The following is an 18,745-nucleotide window of genomic DNA, read 5'->3' on the forward strand; positions in this document are numbered from 1 at the left end:
TCTACTCCGCCGTGCGGGAATCCATGGCCGCGGCCAGGCTCCGTGGACGCATGTCGGTCCAGTTCTCCTCGACATGCGCCAGGCACTCCTGGCGGCTCGCCGGGCCGTGCACAGCTGCCCAGCCCGAGGGCACCTCCGCGAACTCGGGCCACAACGAGTACTGGCCCTCGTCGTTGCGCACAACCAGGAAGGTGGCGTTCTCGTCGTCGAAGGGGTTGGTCATGCCACTTCTCCTCGCGTTTGCCGGGTCAGTAGGTGAGCTAGTGCCGCCGGGGTCGGGTCGGTGAAGAGCGTGGCGAGAGTGAACTCCACGCCGAACCGCGCGCGGACCAGGTTGACCAGCCGGAACGCCAGCAGGGAGTGCCCTCCCAGCTCGAAGAACCCGTCGTCCGGGCTCACCTCGCCGAGCCCGAGCACCTCTGCGAAGAGCGCACAGATCAACTTTTCCTCGGGCGACGCCGGTGCTCTGCCGGAGGATCGCCGCTCAGGCGGGGGCAGTTGCCGCACGTCGACCTTGCCGTTCTGGGACAGCGGCAGGGCGTCCAGCGCCAGGTAACCGGATGGCACCATGTAGTCCGGCAGCCGCCGCTTCGCGAACTCGCGTAGCTCGCGGCCGAGCTGGTCGGCGCGCTCGGCACGCAGCGGGTCGTTGGCGAGGCCGTGTGGCAGCGCCTCGGGTGGCCCGAGTGGCCGTCCGGGTCCAGCCGTCAGGACGACGTCGTAGCGGTCCCCGCGTCGGACCGTCTCGACCTCGGCAACCCGCGACACCCGGTCCGGCAAGCCCGTGAAGTAACGCGCATCGATGGCCAGCTCATCGTGCCCGGAGCGCTCCCGGACATCGGTGATGATGCACAGGCCACCGTCGGCGAGCGCGGCAACGGCTCGTCCGACGACCTCGTCCACGTATGACAGGGTGGGGCAGTGCTGGGTCACCGACTCGACCACCACGACGTTGAACGATGTGTCGCGGAAGCCGCGGAAGTCCCGCGCCTCGCGGACCATCAGGGTGAGCCCTTCGGCGTCGGCGAGGTTCGCCCGCAACAGGTCGATGGCCGATGACGAGAAGTCCGTCGCCACGTACTGCTCACACGCCGGCGCTAATGCCCGCATCAGTGAGCCGCCACCGCAGCCGATCTCGAGCAGCCGCTTCGCGCGCATGGACCTGACTCGTCGCACGGCGGTCGGGTTCGGCGGCTCGGTGGGGATCCCTTCCCGATGCGCGCGGTCGAAGTAACGCTGGCGTCGCCTGACGTAGTCCTCGCTCAGCGCCCCGCCGTCAACGCCGGTCAGGTTCGCGGGCACGAGATAGGCGTACAGGCGCTGATCCCGAGCCACCACGCTCACCTGGCTCACCGAGGGGTGCTCGGCCAGCACCGACTCGACCTCGCCCAGCTCGATCCGGAAACCACGCACCTTCACCTGGTCGTCGATCCTGCCGAGGAACTCGATGTTTCCGTCCGGAAGAAAGCGGGCCAGGTCGCCACTGCGATACAGCCGTGAGCCGTCCGCCGCGAACGGGTTCGCGACGAAGCGGGACGCGGTCATCGCGGGCTTGCCACGAAAGCCGCGGGAGACCCCCGCACCGCCGATGTACACCTCACCGGGCACGCCGGGGGGCACCGGCCGTAGCCAGGCGTCCAGCAGGTACATCTGGGTGTTGCTGACCGGCGCACCGATCGGCAGGGGTGCGGTCACCCTCTCGGCGCACCGCAGGTAGGAGGCGTTGACAGTCGTCTCGGTCGGGCCGTAGACGTTGATCAACGCACGCCCCGGCGCCCAGCGGTTCACGACGGCAGGCGCCCCCGCCTCGCCGCCGATGATGATCGTCTCCAGCTTCGGGAGCTCCACGTCCGGCAGCGTCGCGAGTACCGAAGGCACGAGTGCGACCTGGGTGACACCCCGCGCCGACAGCACGTCGGCCAGCTCGGCACCGACGAGGTGCGTCGGCGTGATCACGAGCTCGCCGCCACTTGTCAAGGTGATCCAGATTTCGGAGACCGAGGCGTCGAAGCAGATGGAAGCGACCTGAAGTACGCGACTTTGCGGCCCTACGCCGAACGCCCGGCTCTGGAACGCGATCACGTTGGTCACGCCGCGGTGGGTGATCTCGGCACCCTTGGGGCGGCCCGTCGACCCGGACGTGTAGATGACGTAGGCGAGGTTGTCGGGTGACACCGTCACCGCGGGCGCGTGCGCCGGCCAGGCCGAGTCGGCGTCCGGGTCGAGCCGCACCACCTCAGCGCCGCCGGTGTCGATGTCGACCCCGTCCTCAACGATCACCGCGGAGCATGCCGCGTCCGAGAGCATGTACGTGATCCGCTCGACCGGGTACTCCGGATCGAGCGGCAGATACGCGCCGCCCGCCTTCAAGATGGCGAGCATGCCCACGAGCTGATCCGGGCCCCGGTGCGCGCACAGGCCCACCAGCACCTCGGGTCCCACACCGAGCGAGCGCAGCCGGTGGGCGAGGCGGTTCGCACGTGTGTCGAGTTCCGCGTAGGTCAGCCGCTCCTGCCCGAAGGAGACGGCGACCGCGGTCGGCACCCTCGCTGCCTGCGCCTCGAACAGCCGCACCACCGTGCCGGCCGGAACCTCGGCCGCGGTGTCGTTGACCTCGACTAGCGTCCGTTGCGCTTCGTCGTCGATCAGCAGCGACAGCTGCGACAGCCGCGGGTCCGCGTGAACCTGCCCGAGTATGTGGACGAAGTGCCGGGCGATCCGCCGCATCGTCGCTTCGTCGAACAGGTCGACGGCGTAGACGAGGCGCCCGGACAGTCCCTGTGACGTCTCGAAGCAGTACAGCTCGACGTCGGAGTGAACGGCGTCGCCATGACCCTCGAACGGCGCGGCCTCCACTCCCTCGAGATCGAGCGACTGCCCGGTGTGTTGGGTCTGCAGGAGCTGGAAGCCGATCTGGGCCAACGGGTTCCGGCTCGGGTCGCGCGACGGGTGCAGCTCCTCCACCAGCCGTTCGAACGGCAGGTCCTTGTGGTCGAACCCGCCGAGGGTCGCCTCCCGCACCCGGTCCAGCAACTCCCCGAACGTCGGGTCTCCGGAGCAGTTCACCCGAAGCACGACGATGTTCACGAAGAACCCGATGAGGCCTTCCAGCTCGGCCCGATCCCGGCCGGCGTTGGGGGTACCGACCACGATGTCCGTACCGCCGGTGTAGGCGGCGAGCAACGCGTCGAACGCTGCCAACAGCACCATGAACAGCGTGGCCTTGCGGTCCGCCCCGATGGCACGCAGCCGCTGTTCGACGTCCGCGGGAATCTCGAACGACACCGCCCCGGCCGTGTAGCTGGGCATCGGGGGACGCGCTCGGTCGGCCGGCAGCTCCAACGCCGCCGGCATGCCCCGCAGGCGCTCCCGCCAGTAGTCGAGCTGCTCGGCGAGGACATCACCCGCCATCACGGAGCGTTGCCACTCGGCGAAGTCCGCGTACTGGATCTCGAGCGGCGGCAGCGGCGAGGGCTCCCCGGCGGCGAACGCCCGGTACAGCGCCGCGAGGTCCGACTTGAACACCCCCATCGACCAGCCGTCGGCGACGATATGATGCATCGTCACCAGCAGCACGTGGTCGTCGTCGGCCAGCCACACCAGCCGGTTTCGCAGCAGCGGGCCCCGTTCGAGACTGAACGGCGCACGTGCCTCCTCGGCTGCCAGCTGGTGCGCCTGCGCGACCGGATCGTCTGCCCGGCGGACGTCCTCCACCATGAGTTTCACCCGTGACGGAGGATCGATCACCTGCCACTGCGTGTTGCCGTCCGAGGCGAACCGGGTTCGCAGCGCTTCGTGCCGCGCCACGATCTCGCTCAGCGCGTGCTCGAGCGCCGCAGCATCGAGTGGCCCGTGCAGTCGATATGCGAACGCAAGGTTGTAGAACGGATTGCCGGGCACGAGCTGGTGCAGGAACCACAGGCGCTGCTGGGCGAACGACAGAGCCGCTTCGTCAGAAGGATCACCCATCTGTTCGGTCAATCCGCGGTGCTGTCCGGCGTGTACTGCGGCCACGGGAACTCGGGCGGGGTGGCCTGCGAGACCCCCGCCCATCGCACCACGCCGTGCCTGCGCAGATCCAGTGTGAGATCGACGAGCTCGTCGACGTCCTCACCGAGCTCACCGGCGATGTCCCGCATCGTGCGGGTGCCGTCGGCGAGGTCGAGCAGCCGCTGCCACTCCGGCAGGATCGTCTTGGCCTTCAGGTCGCGTGCGGCGGGCAGGCCCACCGAGTCCTTGACGGCGTGCACCCGTTCCGGCCGCAACCGGGTGAGATCCGGCGGGAAGACCTCGATGTCGCCGATGAACAGCCGGTCCAGGCGCGAGCCGTACAGGCAGTCCATCGCCTCCTCCGGCCGCTCCACGATCGGCATGCCCCGCAGGTTGAACGAGGTGTTCAGCACCAGCGGCAGGCCGGTTTCGGCCTCGAACGCCTCGATCAACGCACGGAACGGCCCCGGGACATCCTCGGCGACGGTCTGCAGCCGGCACGTGCCGTCCACGTGCACGATCTCGCTGACGAGTCCCCGCTGTTCCTCGATTGCCGGGCACACCATGAGCATGAAGGGGCTCTCCGCAGCGGGCATGTCGAACCACTTGTCCGCACGCTCGGCCAGGACGGCGCCGGCGAACGGGCGGAACTTCTCCCGGAACTTCACCCTCGCGTTCAGCCTGTCCTTCATGCCGGGAATACCGGGATGGCAGAGGATGGAGCGCGCTCCGAGCGCGCGTGGCCCGAACTCGGCCCGATCCTGGAACCAGCCGATGATCTCGCCGCGTGCGATCGCGGCGGCCGCCGAGGCCGCGATCTCCCCGGACCCGGGATGCTTGCGGAACTCCAGGCCCCACTGCTGCGCGACCGCCGCCAGATCCACTCCCGTGACACGCGGCGGGCCGAGGTAGACGTGCCGCAGCGCGGGCGCGACCTCGACCGGCCAGCCGGCAAGCTCGTGATAGGCGTACAGCGCCGCGCCGGGGGCGTTGCCGTCATCCGTGGCGGCGGGAAAGACGAACAGGCGGTCGATCTCGGTCTCCCGCAATATCCGGGTGTTGAGGATCGAGTTGAGGAACGATCCCCCGGACAGCACCAGCGAGCGGCTGCCACTCAGGGCGAGCACGTGGCGAGTCACGTGCAGCACCGCTTCCTCGAACTCCTCCTGCAACTGTGCGGCGAGATCGAAGTGGAACTGCTCGAACGGCGCCCGCGGCGGCCGAGGGACCAGACGCAGTTCACTGCCGTCGCGCACCGCGACACCGAGGTTGACCAGGGAGTCCGCTGCGCGGTCGAACCGCAGCTGCCCGTCGGCAGCCAACTCGTAGAAGAGGTTGTCGCTGGACAGCCGCTTGCCGTAGGACGCGAGTCCCATGGTCTTGCCCGCGTCGTCGTACGTGGTGCCCGCCTCGCGGAAGCCGAGCGCCAGGGTGACGACCCGATAGATCTCACCGACACCGGACAGGTCCGGGGGTGTCCAGACGTGCCCGTCCCGAGCGAATCCGGCGACACGGTCCGAGTCTCGGATGACCCGGTACAGGGTCTCCGGTTTCGCGCCGGCCCGGAAGGTGAACGCCGTCTCCCGCTCACGGCCGCCGTTCACCTTAGAACCGTAGGAGTCCATGACCAGCGCCACCGCCTCGTCGAGCCCCGACGTGTAGAAGGCAGCGCACGCGTGGGCCAGGTGGTGGCCGGGGTGCGGCAGGGCGAGGCACCGGTCGGGAGGCGCCACGAGCCCGAGCAGGCTCGTGAGCCTGGCTTCCTCCGCCTGGTCCCGAGATTCGGTCGATGTGCCAATCCAGCCGTCGATATCCGACGCCCTGAGTTTCGCGGCAGCCAGTATTTCGTTGGTCAGATCGGCCATTGCAGCGGCGTAAGCGTGGAGAGAAACGGTGCCGCGCTTGATTCGAGTGGTTCGTTCGAGCGCAAGAGCGAAACGAATAGTTCCGTCTTCCACCAAACAAACGCTACTGTCATGACTTAGATTGAAGCCAACGACTCGAGTAGTAATGTCTACCCCCCGTAAGTCAGTGCGCAGCTTCGGCAATACCCGCAGTCGTATGCCTCTCTGCCGCTGCGACCGATCAAAGACTAGTCGAGATCAAGCGGATGTCAACACCTTTCGATTCTAAACGTCCACTGAGGATCGTCCGATTTAGGCGAAGTGAGATGGGCGGAGGCGGCGCCCGACGGTGACCGGCGAGACCTACGGCACGGGCATCGTCTGCACGTCGATCTGCGCGGCGAGCTGCTCCGCAGCGGCCATCGCCGACTCGGCGCTCGGGCCGGTGACTATGACATGGCCGGCCCGATCGGACGAGCTGGTCAACGCCCGCACCAGATCGCCTGGCCCGACGTAGCCGGCGACCTCCTCGATACGGATGCCCGGCGCCGCTTCGGTAGGCAGTGTCACGCTCTTCACGAGACCTGGCGGCGCCACCGCGAACGCGATCGCCGCCGCCTCGGCCACCGGCGTCGGCAGGAGCGGCGGAACCCCCTGCCCGACGGGCCATCCGATCGATGCCTGCATCAGATCGAAGCCGGTCACCAGCCGCACGAGGACCGATATGTCATCGCCCGCCATACGGTTGTGCGACTCAATTATCTTGACGGACCCGTTGTCGATCTTGAACTCCGTGTGCGCGGCTCCGTCACGCAGGTCCACGGCGTCGAGGAACCGGGAGACGGCCGCTTCGACCATGGCAATATCCTGGTCACTCAGGGAGGGGGCGGGTACGACGTGCCCGAGTTCGACAAAGGAGTCCGGGGCGACCCGCTTCTCCGCCACCGCCACCAGCCGGTGCGAGCCGTCCACGCTGAAGGTCTCCGCGCTGTACTCCTGGCCCGGTATGTACTCCTCCACGATCGCCGCTGTCAGGTCGCCGCGTTGCTCGAGCTGAGCAGGACTACGAATCAGCTCGACGCCCCTACTCCCGGTACCCGACCTGGGCTTCAAGATCACTTCGAGGGGCGCGGGCCAACTGGACACGAGCTCAGCGGCCTGCCTGCCGTCGCTCGGCTCGGCGAACCGGACGGACAGGTCCGACGCACCGTTGCGCACCAGAGTCGACCGCATCAAGACCTTGTCGCACAAGGTGACGACCGTCTCGGGACTCGTACCCGGGAGACCCAACAGCTCGTTGGCCAGCGCGGCCGGCCACAGGCCCGCCTCGCTCAGCGCCACCACAGCGCGTGGCTTGAGCTGCGCCAAGGTGGTACCGACGAAGTCCAGGAACTCCGGGGAGGCGTAGTCGACGAAGTATTGGGCCGTGTCTCCGGCCGACTCGACCCTGCTGTCATCAGGCCCCTGCACGTAAGCCACCGGGCAGCCCAACCTGCCTGCGGCGCCAGCCACCCGAGCATTGGCCCCCAGGATCACAAGTGGGCCCTCAGCCGCGCCGGAGTTCGTCATCTCCTGCAACCTCTTGTGCTTCTCTGCGCTCATCGGACGGACAGCAGAAACAACCATGTCGACGGTGCTCCGAACTGCTCGCACCGTTCCAGCCGCAGTCCGGCCTCGGAGAAAGCCGTTTCATACACGTGGCGTTCCAAGATCGGCGTGTCCATGAATGTGTGCATAAGCTCGAACTGAAGCGAGAAGATCGGCAAACCGTTCGAGTAGTCGCTCCACGACTGCGCCGTGGTGTCAGCGACCAGGAAGTACCTGGCGTCCGGAAACACCCGCCTGAGCGTGCGGATGACCTGGGTCGGGTTTCCGGTGGCTGCGAACAGGTCATGCATCATGAGGAAGCTGGTGACCAGTTCGATCCCCGGGAACGTGCGCCTCGACATCGAGTGCAGGACGTCCTCGCACGAGATCTGGATACGGTCGGACAGGCCCGCCTGGGCAACACGCTTCTCGGCCAACTCACAGGCGGGGGCGCTGATGTCCAGACCGACACCGCGCCGGTCGGGTTTCCCCGCGCAGAGCCGGATCAGTCGTGACCCGTCGCCACAACCGAGATCCGCAACGCTGGCGAAGTCGATCGAACCGAGAACGTCGGTCTCGATGGGTCGCATCAGCGACCGACCCACCTCGCCGGAGCCGGTCGCGACTCCCGCCTCATCGCGTTGAACGTCGGAGCCGAAGGTGCATTCACCCGTCGCCAACGCGGTCAGGCTCCTGAGCAGCGGGCCGTAGCCGCGAACGGCCCAGGTGAAGAAGCCCCGTTGCGCGACGAGTTCCCGTCCCGTGCGGGTCAGACTGACCCTGTCGTCATGGATCTCGACGTATCCGAGCAGCGTCATGGCGCCCAGCATGGCCACCAACCTGCGCCGCACGGCACCGGAGGAGAGCTCCAGGGACTCGATGGTCTTCGGTCCCTCGGCCAACTGGTCCCAGATGCCGAGTTGCTGCAGCGAGGCCACGACGGTCGTACCCGCAAACCCGTTGAAGAGCGCGGACGGCTCGACCGGCGCCAGGGCGGGCAGTGGCCTCTCCCAGTGGGGAACCATCTCGACGGTCGGTGTGACCGGTGCACCGTCGGGTCCCGGAACCACGGATGATGCGCTCATCGCGTCACCTCGCCGGACTGACCGAGAAACAGTGATCGCGCGTGACACCAAAGGTGGATCAGATCGAATTCGTCTGCACTTTCTGCGGCGATTCGAGACATGATCTTGGTGTTCGTCAAACTCACCCAGTCCCCCGCAATATGGGCGCGCCCGGAGGCATCCGCAGTTACTGTCAGCCGTCATGTGTCCGCTGACGTGGATCCCCTATTACGCGCGAATTGTGCGTCGTGGCAAGTAGGGCCAGCCCGGCCCCATGGCACTCTAACAGTTACAACATGATAGATCTACAGCAATAGCCTGAATGGCCGGCAGGTCCTGCCAATACATCGACACCCCGATCATGATCCACGTCAAGCAACACCAAACGCACTGGTCAGCAGCGGGGCCGGCACGAGTCCGTGGGGCAGACAACCAAGCACGACGGAGGCACGATTTTCCCACATAGTGGGAGAACCGCGGCACGTCCTGGAAGCATCAAGGACGTCAGCGACGCGCGGGTGTGTCGGCCCTGGCGGTGGTCGTGTCCCGGCACACCGCCCTGCGGACTCTGCTGCGCCCGCCGTTGCCGAGCGGCGGCCTCCTGCTCGCGGGCGTGCCGTGCGCGCAGCGCGGCGAGCTGCGTGGTCATCTCGTCCATTCGCCGGCGCAGATCCGCACTGCGCCGGGTGGTCACCTCGTACTCACGGAGCGCTTCGGCGGCCGAAGTCAGCCGTTGTTCGATGTCGTCAGCCACGCCACCCATTCGACGAGGGCGGTGCAAGGGCACCGTTGACAGTGGACGACGCAGCTGTGCGGCCGCCGGGCCGGACTCCTGTCTCCCGCCGTCGGGCACCGCGCCTGTGAACGTCCGCACATGCCGCCGACCGCGCGCTGACGAGGGCCCGCCGTGTCACTCCCTGTAAGCCGTTGGTCCGTACGGTCGAGATCTGGGCACGGCCGGTCCTGCCGAGATCAGTGCATCCGATCTTGACCGTCGGCATTGCGCCTCAACCGCCACCGTGGCAGCCCGTTTCGGGCTTTCGGGATCTTGGCGATGCGGTAGCCGTAGCCGTCGAGCAGTCGCCAGGGCATCGGGTTCAGATGTCGTGAAGGAACAGGGTTATACCGCTCAGGCGGTCGCCGGCCAGGGTGAGCACTATCAGCCCGCCGGGTCGCTCGAACGCGTCCCCGACGAACTGCGAGGCGAGCGCCGGCTGTCCGTTCATGCGAGTGGGGCGCAGCCGGATCCGTAGCCCTTGGCTGACGCGCCAGGCGGCGCTGGTACGCAGGAACGAGATGATGGCCGACACGCCGTGGTACTCGTGCGGGGCGGGCGGCATGGCCAGCCATGCCTCGTCGGTGAGCAGGCTGACCAGGGTGTCGAAATCATCACCGGCGAAGGCTTCGGCGAAGCGGTTGACCATCTGGCGTTCCTGCGCAGATCCGGGTGCTGGTGGCGCCCCGCGGGCAGGGTCGCGGTGCCGTTCGATCGCGCCGCGTGCCCGCTGTAGCAGGCCTTTGATGGCGGTCGGTGTGGTGTCCAGCATCGGTGCGACCTCACCGAGCGGGTACCCGAGCACGTCGCAGAGCACCAGCACGGCGGCCTGCCGCGGTGTGAGCCGCTGCAGCGCCGCGATGAACGCCAGTTCGATCGCTTCCCGGGCGGTGTAGCGGGCCTCGGGGCCGCGGTCGGTGTCGGGCACGTGTTCCAGCAGCGCGTCCGGGTACGGCTGCAGCCAGGTCACGGGACTGCGGCGGCTGGGCTCCGGCGGCTGGAACGGCGGCTGGGGCTCGGGCGGGATCCGTCGGCCGCGGTCGCGCAGCGCGTTGAGGCAGCGGTTGGTGGCGATCCGGTACAGCCAGGACCGCAGCGATGCGCGGCCCTTGAATCCGTCCAGGCCGCGCCAGGCCGCCAGTAGCGCCTCCTGCAGCACGTCCTCGGCATCGGTCAGCGAGCCCAGCAGGCGGTAGCAGTGCACCAGCAACTCGCGCCGGTGCTCCGCCACCAGCTCCTCGAACGTGACCTGGGTCACAGCCGTTCCGTTTCGCGGGTCGTGGGTGTCGTAACGGGCAACACCGGAAGGAGAGATCATGACTAGCCCAGCATTGCAGATCGCTTTGGCTCACCCGGGCGTGGACCGGCAAGGACCTCGAGGCGGCGATGACCTACATCGCGGACGACGTCGTGCTGGACGCCCCAGCCGGGCGGCTCACCGGCATCCAGGCGTACCGCGAGTTTCTCGGGCCGTTCGCGGAACAGTTCCTGATCCGCGCGGAGATGGTCGCCGCGTTCGGGGACGACAGCACGGCCCTGCTCATGTACGACACCGAAACGATCCCGGCCAAGAGCGCACCGGCGGCCGAGTGCGTCACGGTCCGGAAGGGGAAGATCGTCTACAACCGGTTCATCTTCGACCGCCTGCCGTTCGACCAGTTTCAACGCCGGCAGGCCGGTGATTGCCTTCGATGAGGATCTGGCCGGCCGGGTGCGGGAGGTCCTCGCCGACCAGTCGGGCGTGTCCGAGAAGCGGATGTTCGGCGGGCTCGCCTGGCTGGTGCACGGCCACATGGCCGTCGTCGCACTCAATGGCGGGGGCCTGATGGTGCGGGTCGCCCGAGCCGACCACGAGGCGATGCTCACCGAACCCGGCACCGCCACGATGGTGATGCGCGGCCGGCCCTTACGGGGCTGGATCACAGTGGCCGAACATGCCTGTGCCACACGTCCAACCCTGGCGACCTGGGTGCGGCGCGGGCTGACGTACGCGCTGACATTGCCAGGCCGGTAGGCGTCAGCTCACGCCGCAATCGCGCCCCACCGAGTACCCAGGGACACCCGCAGATCAGGCAGATCGATTGTCCAACGCCACCGCGCACGTTCGTTCACAAGAGGAGTTCCCGTGTCTATCCCCAGCCCCGCAGCCCCCTCCACCTCGCCGATCTCAGCGGCGATCAACGCACTACGCGCCGCCGGTGAAAACGGCGACGCGGATGCGGTCGCCGAGGTCTTGGCACGCGACGTCGTCTTTCACTCCCCGATGTCGGCGACAAAACTGTTCAAAGGCAGGGACGAGGTCACGGCACTCCACCGTGACATCTTCGCCGTCCTCGACGACATCGACACCACCGAACCGCTCGTGCTCGGGGATACGGGAGCATTCTCCTTTCGTGCGCGCGTGCGCGAGGTGGAACTCGAAGCCATGAATCTGGTGCGCGTCAGCGAGCAGGGACAGATCGTTGAGTACACGGTCTTTGTTCGTCCACTCCCGGGCCTCGCGACACTGTTCGCGACGCTCCCACCGCGGGTTTCGGCACGGCGACGTGGACGCCCCGCGGGAGCGCTCGTGGCGGCCCTCGCCCGACCCCTCGCCTTCATACACCGCACCGCGGACCACATAGCCCCCAGATTCCTCTAGTCCATGAGCAGGCTGCTCGACGAAATTCTCACCGCCCACGGCGGCCTTGGGCGCTGGCAGGCAATGACCGCCCTCACCGCCCACGGCAGATTCGGCGGCCTCCTGCGCTCGCGCTTCCCCGGAAACCGCCTGGCCAACCTGACCGCGCGGGTGCAGCTGGCAGAACAGCCCGTCGTCTTGCACGGCTTCCCACAAAGGGACCAGCAGGCGGTGTTCGATCAGGGCACGTCCGGATCGAGACGCGTGATGGCGAACTGATCAACGCCGCACGCACCGCCTTCGGAGGGCTCAGCGGACTACCCGCAGCGCGGGGTAGGACGCGTCGGCGACCTGCGGCAAGGTGACCATCTGGGGACGCCAGCGCACGTCGGGCGGGGCGATGTCCTCGCGCCGGTCGAGGACCGTGACGCAGGTGGCGTCGAGGAGGGTGCTGTGCCGCGGGTGGGGGTGGACGACGAGCCACCGGCGCTGACTCTCGTCCTTGTCCTTGGGCGGTGTCTTCGCGGCTGCTGGGGATCTGGTGCACGGTGGCGCCGTAGGCGCGTAGTTGCCCGGTCTTGCCGGTTGAGGTGCCCTCGGGTACGTAGACGTCGCAGGCGATGCCGGCGCGGGCGGCGTAGGCGGCGACGGCGGTTCCGGCGTTGCCGCTGCTTTAGGCCATGAGCCGGGTGACGCCGAGGCGGGCGGCGCACCGCGGCGAGCATGAGCGTCGCCGGATGCGACGCCTACCGGGCAGGACATGCAGTGGCCTGGCACAGAGCTGCAGCCGTCTGAGTGGTTCGTCGATGTCCGGCAGTTCGTCATCGAGCGACGTCCGACTATAACCGTCCGTGACTACGTCAGTCATCTTTCGACCTCTCTCCCGAAGCAGCGAAGCCCTCACCCGCGGGTGAGGGCTTCGTGCGGTCAAGTCGGGGGTACGGTCACTGCTGGGCGGCTTCGGCGGGCGCGCTCCGCGCCGGCCCGGCCACGGCGTACGCGATGAGCCCGCCGAACGCGAGCAGCCCGGCTGTCACAGCGGCGGCGGTGCTGGCTGGAGCCTGTGCCTGCCACGTCAGGATCCGCCCCGCGACCGGTTCCGGCAGCGGGGAGATGATCGCGACCAGCGTCCAGCCCAGCGGAAGGAACCATGCCCGGGCGGTGCCCATCGTCGCGGCGCACAGGGCGGTCAGCCCCAGCAGCCCGGCCGCGTCGCGCACCACCAGCCAGGCAGGGCCGAAACGGGCCCCGGTCGCCAGCGTGGCCAGCAGCAGCACGACCACGATCAGGAAAGCCGCCACCAGGTGGGCGATCCGTCGCGGCAGCCAGGAGAACGCGGCCGTCTTCTCCACGGCGTCGTCGGGGCCACCGAGGGTGGCGGTCAGGGCCGCGACCATCAGCAGGAGCGTCAGGACGACCATCTGCACGGCGACGGTGCGGTTGTCGGAGAACACCGACCACAGCGACCACATCAGCGCCGCGCAGCCGCCTGCCGTGATCAGCGCCATCGGGACACGCCGGGAGCGCAGGTACAGCGTCAGCCACCTCATGGCGTGCTCCCGGAGAACAGTCCGTTGCCGGCCGTGCAGTTCACCGCGGCCTGACGCAGTGCCAGCACGCGGGCCTCCGCTTCGCGGCCGGGCAGTTGCCGCAGGTCGTTCCACAGCTCCACGGCCCGCTCGCTGTCCGCCAGCGCGAAACTCTTACTGGCCGCCGCCGGCTCTCGTCCGATCAGCCAGTGAGCGGCCGCAATCCGGTCTGCCATGTCGACGACGTTCTCGCACCGGGGTGGGCTGGCGAACGCCCCGGCCGCCACTTCCACCCGCACATCGGTTCTGTCCGCGATGTGACCGTCGTCGCCGACCTCGACGCTGAGCAGTACGACGTCGGTGCGCCACGGCGGATAGCTCTCGGGGACGTACGTGGTGGTGTCCTCGTGCACCATGGTCGGGGCGTCCGGCAGTTTCGCCAGTGCCGCCAGGCCTTCCCGGGCCGGCGCGGTCACCTCGGGCAGCAGCCCCGAATGAACCCGGCTGACACACACGCGCGGCTTGTCCTCGGTGCACACGAGCTCTCTGGCCACCGGGTCGATCGCGTCGGTGACGAGCCTGTTCTGGTGGGGCATGACCGTGATCGCCAGCGCGGCGCCCAGCGCCACGGGCAGCAGCGCCGCCACACGGGTGCGCCAGCCGCTGGACGCGAGCAGCATCACGGCGGTGACTGCCAGAGCGGCCAGCCAGAGGGCCTGGGCGACGCTGGCCCGGCCGGGCACGGTCGTGTAGGCGCCCGGCAGGTTCATCTCGTGGATCGGGGAGAACGTCAGGGCCAGCCATCCGTGCGGCCGCGTCGCGGCGGGGATGAGCAGCAGGAGCCCCATGCCCGCGATGCCCAGCGCCGGCGCGGTCACCAGCCACGGCAGCAGACGACCGATCGCCAGGCCGAGCCAGACCGCCGCGATCAGGGCGAGCGCGCCGACGGCCGTGACGGCGAAGGCCGCCACGGGCAGGTACTCCGCGGTGCCTATTATCCGCAGGCCGCCGGCGATTCCCATCGCCAGGTATCCGCAGACCACCGCGACCGCCATCGCAATGAGCGTCGGCAGCGCCCGGTGGGTCCTCGGGCGCGGAGTGCTGGCGAACAGCTCCGCAACCTTCGACCGGCGCTCGCGGCCCGCCTGCCAGGCGCCGGCGGCCAGCGCCAGCGGCCACAACACGGCCAGGTAGAGCCGCTGGGTCATGGCCAGCTGCATCCATCCGGTGGTGAACACCGTCCCGTCGAGGGCGAGCAGCACCACGCCGGTCACGAACAGGACCAGGGCGGATCCAAGAGCCGCGGAACGGCGCAGCTCGATACTCAGGATGCGGTTCATCGGCCGGTCACCGCCCGGTGGCGGCGCAGCAGCGCGGAGTAGCCCCGCTCGGCAGGGCTGTCGCCGGGGTCGCCTTCGCTGCCCTGCGCGACCAGGTCGTCCGGGGTGCCCTGATAGACGAGCCGGCCCTCATTGACCATGACCACGTCCGTGCAGGCGGCCACCACGTCCTCGACGAGATGGGTGGAGACCAGGACACAACTGTCGACGCCCACGTCGCGCAGCAGCTCACGGAAGTCGAGGCGCTGCTCCGGGTCGAGGCCGACGGTCGGCTCGTCGACCAGCAGCACCTGCGGGTCGTTGACGATCGCCTGCGCGATACCGGCCCGGCGCAGCATGCCGCCGGACAGCGCCTTCATGCGCGCATCGGCCTTGGCCGTGAGGCCGACCCGCTCGATCGCCCGCTGTGCCGCGCCGGGAACAGCGGTCTTCGGCATCTCCTTGAGCCACGCCATGTACTCGACGAACTCCCGCACCGTGAAGCGGGGGTAGAACCCGAACTGCTGCGGCAGGTAGCCCAGCCCGCGACGTACGCGCCGCAGGTCGGCACGGCTGTCGACCGACTCGCCGAGCAGGGCCAGCCGGCCGCCGGCCGGTTTCAGCACCGTGGCCAGCGCACGCATGAGTGTGGTCTTGCCGGCGCCGTTCGGGCCGAGCAAGCCGTGGACGCCGGCGCCCAGGGCCAGGTCGAGCCCGTCCACGGCCAGGTGCCGGCCGGCGCGCACCCGCAGTCCCTCGGCATGGATGGCCCAGGGATAGGTAGTGGGGGCCGTCTCGGCCGCGCTCACCGTACGCATCATGTTTCCTTTCGAAGTCAGTGGTGGCTGGAGAGCCGGCGGAAGTTGTCGCTCTGCGTCGCGGCGACACCGGCCAGCAGGAGAGTGAGCAGCGCCCACGCGAGTGAACTGCCTGGTTGCAGCACCGCCGGCAGTTCGGCGGTGAGCACGGCGGGCAACACCACGGCCAGGGCCCAGGCGATGCCGAGACCGACGGCGGCGAGGCGAACGCCGATGTAAGCGCCCAATGCGATGGTCGCGGCGGTGAAGGCCAGGCATGGCAACAGCGTCAAAGCCAGAGAGACGCCGGTACGGCTACTCGCCACCGCGAGTGCTGGCACGACCACGGTCAGGACCGCCGCCGTACGCCGCAGCAGGATCGCCAGCCCGGCCGCCGGGGTGCTCGCGATCAGCTCCCACGCCGGGTCGGTGCGCCTGCTCCACGCGATCGCCACACCGGGCAGCGGCGCCACCGGGGCCAGCAGCGCCACCAGCGACGGCAGGCTCGGCTGCACCGCCTGCAACAGGACCGCACAGCCCAGCACCGCCACCGTCATGGACAGCCACGGCACCAGATGCCAGACCAGCCAGCGGTTGGGCACCGCCGACCAGCGCCGCCGCGGGGCGGGAACCGGCCCGGCGGCGATGGCCTCGTCCACGCCGGCGGCGATCCGGGCGAGCAGAGCCCCGGTGTCGCCGGTCGTGCCGGCGGCCACCAGCGCACGGCAGTCCGCGCAGTCCTCCAGGTGCACCTCGATCGACCACACCGTGACCTCGTCGAGGTCCGACCCTCGATCGGCGTAGCGGGCGATCATCGCGGGGCTGATATGCGTGGTCACGACAGCGCCTCCCGAAGAGCGATTCGAGCCCGCCGGGCCCGGGACTTCACCGTGTTCTCCGGCACCCCCAGCAGCAAGGAGGTCTCCCGCACCGAGAGCCCGTCCAGCACCATCGCGCGCAGGACCTGCCGCGCCTCCGGCGGAAGCTCGAGCAGCGCCTGCTCCAGCTCCTGACCCACCCGTACCGCCATGACCTCGTCCTCGGCAGCGGGAGCGACCGACTCGACGAGCGGCACCGCCGGCACCTGGTTCTGTCGGGCCCGCCGGCGGAACGCATCGACGAGCCGATGCGCGGCGATGGTCCACAGCCAGCCGACCGCGCTGCCCGACGCGCTCCCCCCGGCAAAGCCGCCCGCCGCACGCCAGACGGCCAGGTAGGTCTCCTGCATCACGTCGGCGACCACGTCGTCGTCGGAGCACCGCCGCCGCAGCCGGGTGACCAGCCACGGCGACGTACGCCGGTACAACTCGTCGAACGCGCGCCGGTCCCCGGCGGCGGTGCGGCGCACGAGTTCCTCCTCGTCAGCCGCGTTCAGGCTTCGTTTCACAACCAGCAAGACGAGAGCCGACCACGAACGGGTCCACCCGGAGCTGTGACATGGATCACTGCGTTCGGGCGCCGCACCATCATGCCGACACTGCACAGACGGCAGCGGTCAGGTTGCACGAACGCGCCTGGACCTGACGACCTGTCAGCCCAGTCATCCGAGTTCGACATCTTGACCTGAACTCGCAGAAGCGCGCGCTCCGGGGGCTTCCCCCACCCACGCTCCCGGTGCACTTCCAGAACTCTACATATGCACGGGTTAGAGGATGGTCTACCAGCAAAACGTCGCTCGTTGGTCCGCGTCTCGGTACGCGTTCGGTGCGCGTTCCGGTACCGCAGGGGTGGACAAGACCACGCTTGCCGGTCGCCTGGCCGCCCGGCTGGACGCGACGCTGATGCTCGATCCGTTCGCCGACAACCCCTACCTGCCGCAGCTGTACGCCGAGGCCGAACACGCCACAGATGATCTCGCCTTGAAGGTCGAACTCACCTTCATCGCCCTGCGGGTCGCGCAGTTGCGTCGGATCAAGATGATCACCCGGACTGGTGGCCGGATCGTCGCGGATTGGGCGATGGTGCAGCAACGCATCTTCGCCGCAGAACGTTGCCCGCCGCCGACGCGGGCCGTGTCGCGCAGACCTGCGGTATCTGGTCCACCGTCAGTCCGAGCCCGGACGTGGCGATCGGGTTGACCGCGCCCCATCGACCCTGTTTCACCGCGTCAAGCAGCGAGGCCGGGACATGGAGACCCCTCACGTCATCCAACGCGACGGCAGCACGTTCGACGCCCTCAACGACGCGGACCCCGACGAGCTGATCGCCCAACTCACCGGATCGGAGAAGCCGTGACCCAACCCGCTTTCGCGCACCAGGGCATTGCCGCGTGCCCGCCCACCACCCGCCTGATGATCACCGGCCCCGGCAAGGTCGAGCTGATCTCGGAGAGCCTCCCGCCGCTCGGCCCGACCGACGTGTACGCCCAGGCCGTCGTGTCCGGCATCATCAGCCACGGCACCGAAATGGCGTGGGTGCGGGGCTCGGCCGCTGCCGTGCACCGCTCGTGGCTGCCCGAGCAACGCCTGTTCATCAATGGGCCAGGACGGGACTACCCGGTAGTACCCGGCTACGAGACCATCGCCCGGGTCGCTGCGGTCGGCAGCGCCGCCCGCGACCGGACTTCCGAGGGGATCTGGTCGCACTGGACCGACCACACGCCACCGGCCACGTCGTCAGCGTCGACACCGCCGAAGCAGGCCGCCTACCTGCGGACATCGGCCCCGAGCGGGCCGTCTTCTTCATCCTCACCCGTGTCGCGTTGCCCACCTGGTCCGCATGCTGACCGGTTCGGCCGGAGCAGACGTGGCGATCGAGGCATCCGGCTCCTACGCCGGACTGCACGAGGCCATCCGCTGTGTCCGGGTCGGCGCGACCGTCTCCACCGTCGCCTCCTAGCACGGCGACCAAGGCGGCCTGCGGCTCGGCGAGGAGTACCACCGCAACCGCATCACCCTTGTCTCCTCGATGACGGTCAACGGCTGCTCGCAGCGCACTATCCCGCCTGGGACCTTCCGCGGCTCAGCGCCCGCCGGCCATCTCGTCACCGAGGGCCACGTCCGCGTTGACGGGCTCATCACCCACCACATCCCGTTCGCCGACGCGCATACCGCGTACGACCTCATCGACAAGCGCCCGGAGGAGACGATCAAGGAGCCTTTTCCAAGCTGATCTTGCAGCTCGGGACGGGTGCGGCAGGCCTGGTGATCGATGGGTGCGAGGCTCCAGGTAGGACAGCTGTCGACCAAGACTCGAAGCCCCGACCGGGAGCCTCGCCATG

At 68.8% G+C, this 18,745-nt stretch carries 17 protein-coding genes and 1 pseudogene; 6 read left to right on the forward strand and 12 right to left on the reverse strand.

Annotation, left to right across the window (positions count from 1 at the left end):
- Position 1 precedes the first annotated feature (1 nt).
- From C1I99_RS05305 to C1I99_RS05335, 6 genes are all read right to left on the reverse strand, one after another.
- Positions 2 to 223, reverse strand: a complete 222-nt coding sequence (locus C1I99_RS05305; RefSeq protein ID WP_111133025.1) for an MbtH family protein — start codon at positions 221 to 223, stop codon at positions 2 to 4.
- Positions 220 to 3,969, reverse strand: a complete 3,750-nt coding sequence (locus C1I99_RS05310; RefSeq protein WP_158553987.1) for a non-ribosomal peptide synthetase — start codon at positions 3,967 to 3,969, stop codon at positions 220 to 222. Before C1I99_RS05310 ends, C1I99_RS05305 begins: the two co-directional genes overlap by 4 nt.
- 8 nt (positions 3,970 to 3,977) lie before the next feature.
- The gene (locus tag C1I99_RS05315; protein ID WP_146603896.1) at positions 3,978 to 5,948 is read right to left on the reverse strand and encodes a carbamoyltransferase C-terminal domain-containing protein; all 1,971 of its coding nucleotides are present in this window, start codon (positions 5,946 to 5,948) and stop codon (positions 3,978 to 3,980) included.
- Between the two features lie 249 nt (positions 5,949 to 6,197).
- Positions 6,198 to 7,436, reverse strand: coding sequence for an ATP-grasp domain-containing protein (locus C1I99_RS05320; protein ID WP_158553989.1), 1,239 nt, complete (start codon positions 7,434 to 7,436; stop codon positions 6,198 to 6,200).
- Complete coding sequence (locus C1I99_RS05325) at positions 7,433 to 8,506, reverse strand: SAM-dependent methyltransferase (RefSeq protein WP_158553991.1); 1,074 nt, start codon at positions 8,504 to 8,506, stop codon at positions 7,433 to 7,435. The genes C1I99_RS05320 and C1I99_RS05325 overlap by 4 nt, the downstream gene beginning before the upstream one ends.
- 1,076 nt (positions 8,507 to 9,582) lie before the next feature.
- Complete coding sequence (locus C1I99_RS05335; RefSeq protein ID WP_233512338.1) at positions 9,583 to 10,518, reverse strand: RNA polymerase subunit sigma-70; 936 nt, start codon at positions 10,516 to 10,518, stop codon at positions 9,583 to 9,585.
- A gap of 128 nt (positions 10,519 to 10,646) precedes the next feature.
- Here C1I99_RS05335 and C1I99_RS05340 point away from each other — a divergent pair, with 128 nt between their 5' ends.
- The 4 genes from C1I99_RS05340 to C1I99_RS33155 all read left to right on the forward strand — a co-directional run bounded on the left by C1I99_RS05340 (position 10,647) and on the right by C1I99_RS33155 (position 12,159).
- The gene (locus C1I99_RS05340) at positions 10,647 to 10,955 is read left to right on the forward strand and encodes a nuclear transport factor 2 family protein (RefSeq protein ID WP_233512339.1); all 309 of its coding nucleotides are present in this window, start codon (positions 10,647 to 10,649) and stop codon (positions 10,953 to 10,955) included.
- Entirely contained in the window at positions 10,939 to 11,274 is a 336-nt protein-coding gene (locus C1I99_RS05345; protein ID WP_233512340.1) for a TfoX/Sxy family protein, read from the forward strand. The genes C1I99_RS05340 and C1I99_RS05345 overlap by 17 nt, the downstream gene beginning before the upstream one ends.
- 111 nt (positions 11,275 to 11,385) lie before the next feature.
- Positions 11,386 to 11,901 carry a nuclear transport factor 2 family protein gene (locus tag C1I99_RS05350; protein ID WP_158553992.1) on the forward strand — a complete coding sequence of 172 codons (516 nt, stop codon included), beginning with the start codon at positions 11,386 to 11,388 and terminating at the stop codon, positions 11,899 to 11,901.
- Between the two features lie 3 nt (positions 11,902 to 11,904).
- On the forward strand, positions 11,905 to 12,159 hold the full coding sequence (locus C1I99_RS33155) for a hypothetical protein (RefSeq protein ID WP_199561975.1): 255 nt from the start codon (positions 11,905 to 11,907) through the stop codon (positions 12,157 to 12,159).
- A 241-nt stretch (positions 12,160 to 12,400) separates the two neighbouring features.
- On the opposite strand, the pseudogene C1I99_RS34970 reads toward C1I99_RS33155, so the two are convergent.
- The 6 genes and pseudogenes from C1I99_RS34970 to C1I99_RS05385 all read right to left on the reverse strand — a co-directional run.
- A pseudogene (locus tag C1I99_RS34970) lies at positions 12,401 to 12,541 on the reverse strand (pyridoxal-phosphate dependent enzyme); the annotation flags it as partial.
- A gap of 283 nt (positions 12,542 to 12,824) precedes the next feature.
- Positions 12,825 to 13,430, reverse strand: coding sequence for a hypothetical protein (locus tag C1I99_RS05365; RefSeq protein ID WP_111133041.1), 606 nt, complete (start codon positions 13,428 to 13,430; stop codon positions 12,825 to 12,827).
- Positions 13,427 to 14,749 (reverse strand): hypothetical protein, encoded by a 1,323-nt coding sequence (locus tag C1I99_RS05370; protein ID WP_111133043.1) that lies wholly within the window; start codon positions 14,747 to 14,749, stop codon positions 13,427 to 13,429. Before C1I99_RS05370 ends, C1I99_RS05365 begins: the two co-directional genes overlap by 4 nt.
- Positions 14,746 to 15,549, reverse strand: a complete 804-nt coding sequence (locus C1I99_RS05375; RefSeq protein ID WP_438941381.1) for an ABC transporter ATP-binding protein — start codon at positions 15,547 to 15,549, stop codon at positions 14,746 to 14,748. Before C1I99_RS05375 ends, C1I99_RS05370 begins: the two co-directional genes overlap by 4 nt.
- A gap of 14 nt (positions 15,550 to 15,563) precedes the next feature.
- Positions 15,564 to 16,364, reverse strand: a complete 801-nt coding sequence (locus tag C1I99_RS05380; protein WP_111133045.1) for a hypothetical protein — start codon at positions 16,362 to 16,364, stop codon at positions 15,564 to 15,566.
- Entirely contained in the window at positions 16,361 to 16,912 is a 552-nt protein-coding gene (locus C1I99_RS05385) for an RNA polymerase sigma factor (protein WP_111133047.1), read from the reverse strand. Before C1I99_RS05385 ends, C1I99_RS05380 begins: the two co-directional genes overlap by 4 nt.
- A 265-nt stretch (positions 16,913 to 17,177) precedes the next feature.
- Between C1I99_RS05385 and C1I99_RS05390 the strand changes: the two genes are divergently transcribed.
- Positions 17,178 to 17,603 (forward strand): deoxynucleoside kinase, encoded by a 426-nt coding sequence (locus C1I99_RS05390; protein ID WP_233512341.1) that lies wholly within the window; start codon positions 17,178 to 17,180, stop codon positions 17,601 to 17,603.
- An 829-nt stretch (positions 17,604 to 18,432) separates the two neighbouring features.
- On the forward strand, positions 18,433 to 18,636 hold the full coding sequence (locus tag C1I99_RS33765) for a hypothetical protein (protein ID WP_233512342.1): 204 nt from the start codon (positions 18,433 to 18,435) through the stop codon (positions 18,634 to 18,636).
- The last annotated feature ends 109 nt before the right edge of the window (positions 18,637 to 18,745 follow it).

The organism is Micromonospora deserti (genome assembly GCF_003236335.1).
Classification (GTDB): domain Bacteria; phylum Actinomycetota; class Actinomycetes; order Mycobacteriales; family Micromonosporaceae; genus Micromonospora; species Micromonospora deserti.

Bases quoted from the DNA above. Each gene is read 5' to 3' on its own strand.
- C1I99_RS05305 (WP_111133025.1), bottom strand. From the start codon at position 223: ATGACCAACCCCTTCGACGACGAGAACGCCACCTTCCTGGTTGTGCGC.
- C1I99_RS05310 (WP_158553987.1), bottom strand. From the start codon at position 3,969: ATGGGTGATCCTTCTGACGAAGCGGCTCTGTCGTTCGCCCAGCAGCGC.
- C1I99_RS05320 (WP_158553989.1), bottom strand. From the start codon at position 7,436: ATGAGCGCAGAGAAGCACAAGAGGTTGCAGGAGATGACGAACTCCGGC.
- C1I99_RS05325 (WP_158553991.1), bottom strand. From the start codon at position 8,506: ATGAGCGCATCATCCGTGGTTCCGGGACCCGACGGTGCACCGGTCACA.
- C1I99_RS05340 (WP_233512339.1), top strand. From the start codon at position 10,647: ATGACCTACATCGCGGACGACGTCGTGCTGGACGCCCCAGCCGGGCGG.
- C1I99_RS33155 (WP_199561975.1), top strand. From the start codon at position 11,905: ATGAGCAGGCTGCTCGACGAAATTCTCACCGCCCACGGCGGCCTTGGG.
- C1I99_RS05365 (WP_111133041.1), bottom strand. From the start codon at position 13,430: ATGAGGTGGCTGACGCTGTACCTGCGCTCCCGGCGTGTCCCGATGGCG.
- C1I99_RS05370 (WP_111133043.1), bottom strand. From the start codon at position 14,749: ATGAACCGCATCCTGAGTATCGAGCTGCGCCGTTCCGCGGCTCTTGGA.
- C1I99_RS05375 (WP_438941381.1), bottom strand. From the start codon at position 15,549: ATGATGCGTACGGTGAGCGCGGCCGAGACGGCCCCCACTACCTATCCC.
- C1I99_RS05390 (WP_233512341.1), top strand. From the start codon at position 17,178: ATGGTCTACCAGCAAAACGTCGCTCGTTGGTCCGCGTCTCGGTACGCG.
- C1I99_RS33765 (WP_233512342.1), top strand. From the start codon at position 18,433: ATGACGGTCAACGGCTGCTCGCAGCGCACTATCCCGCCTGGGACCTTC.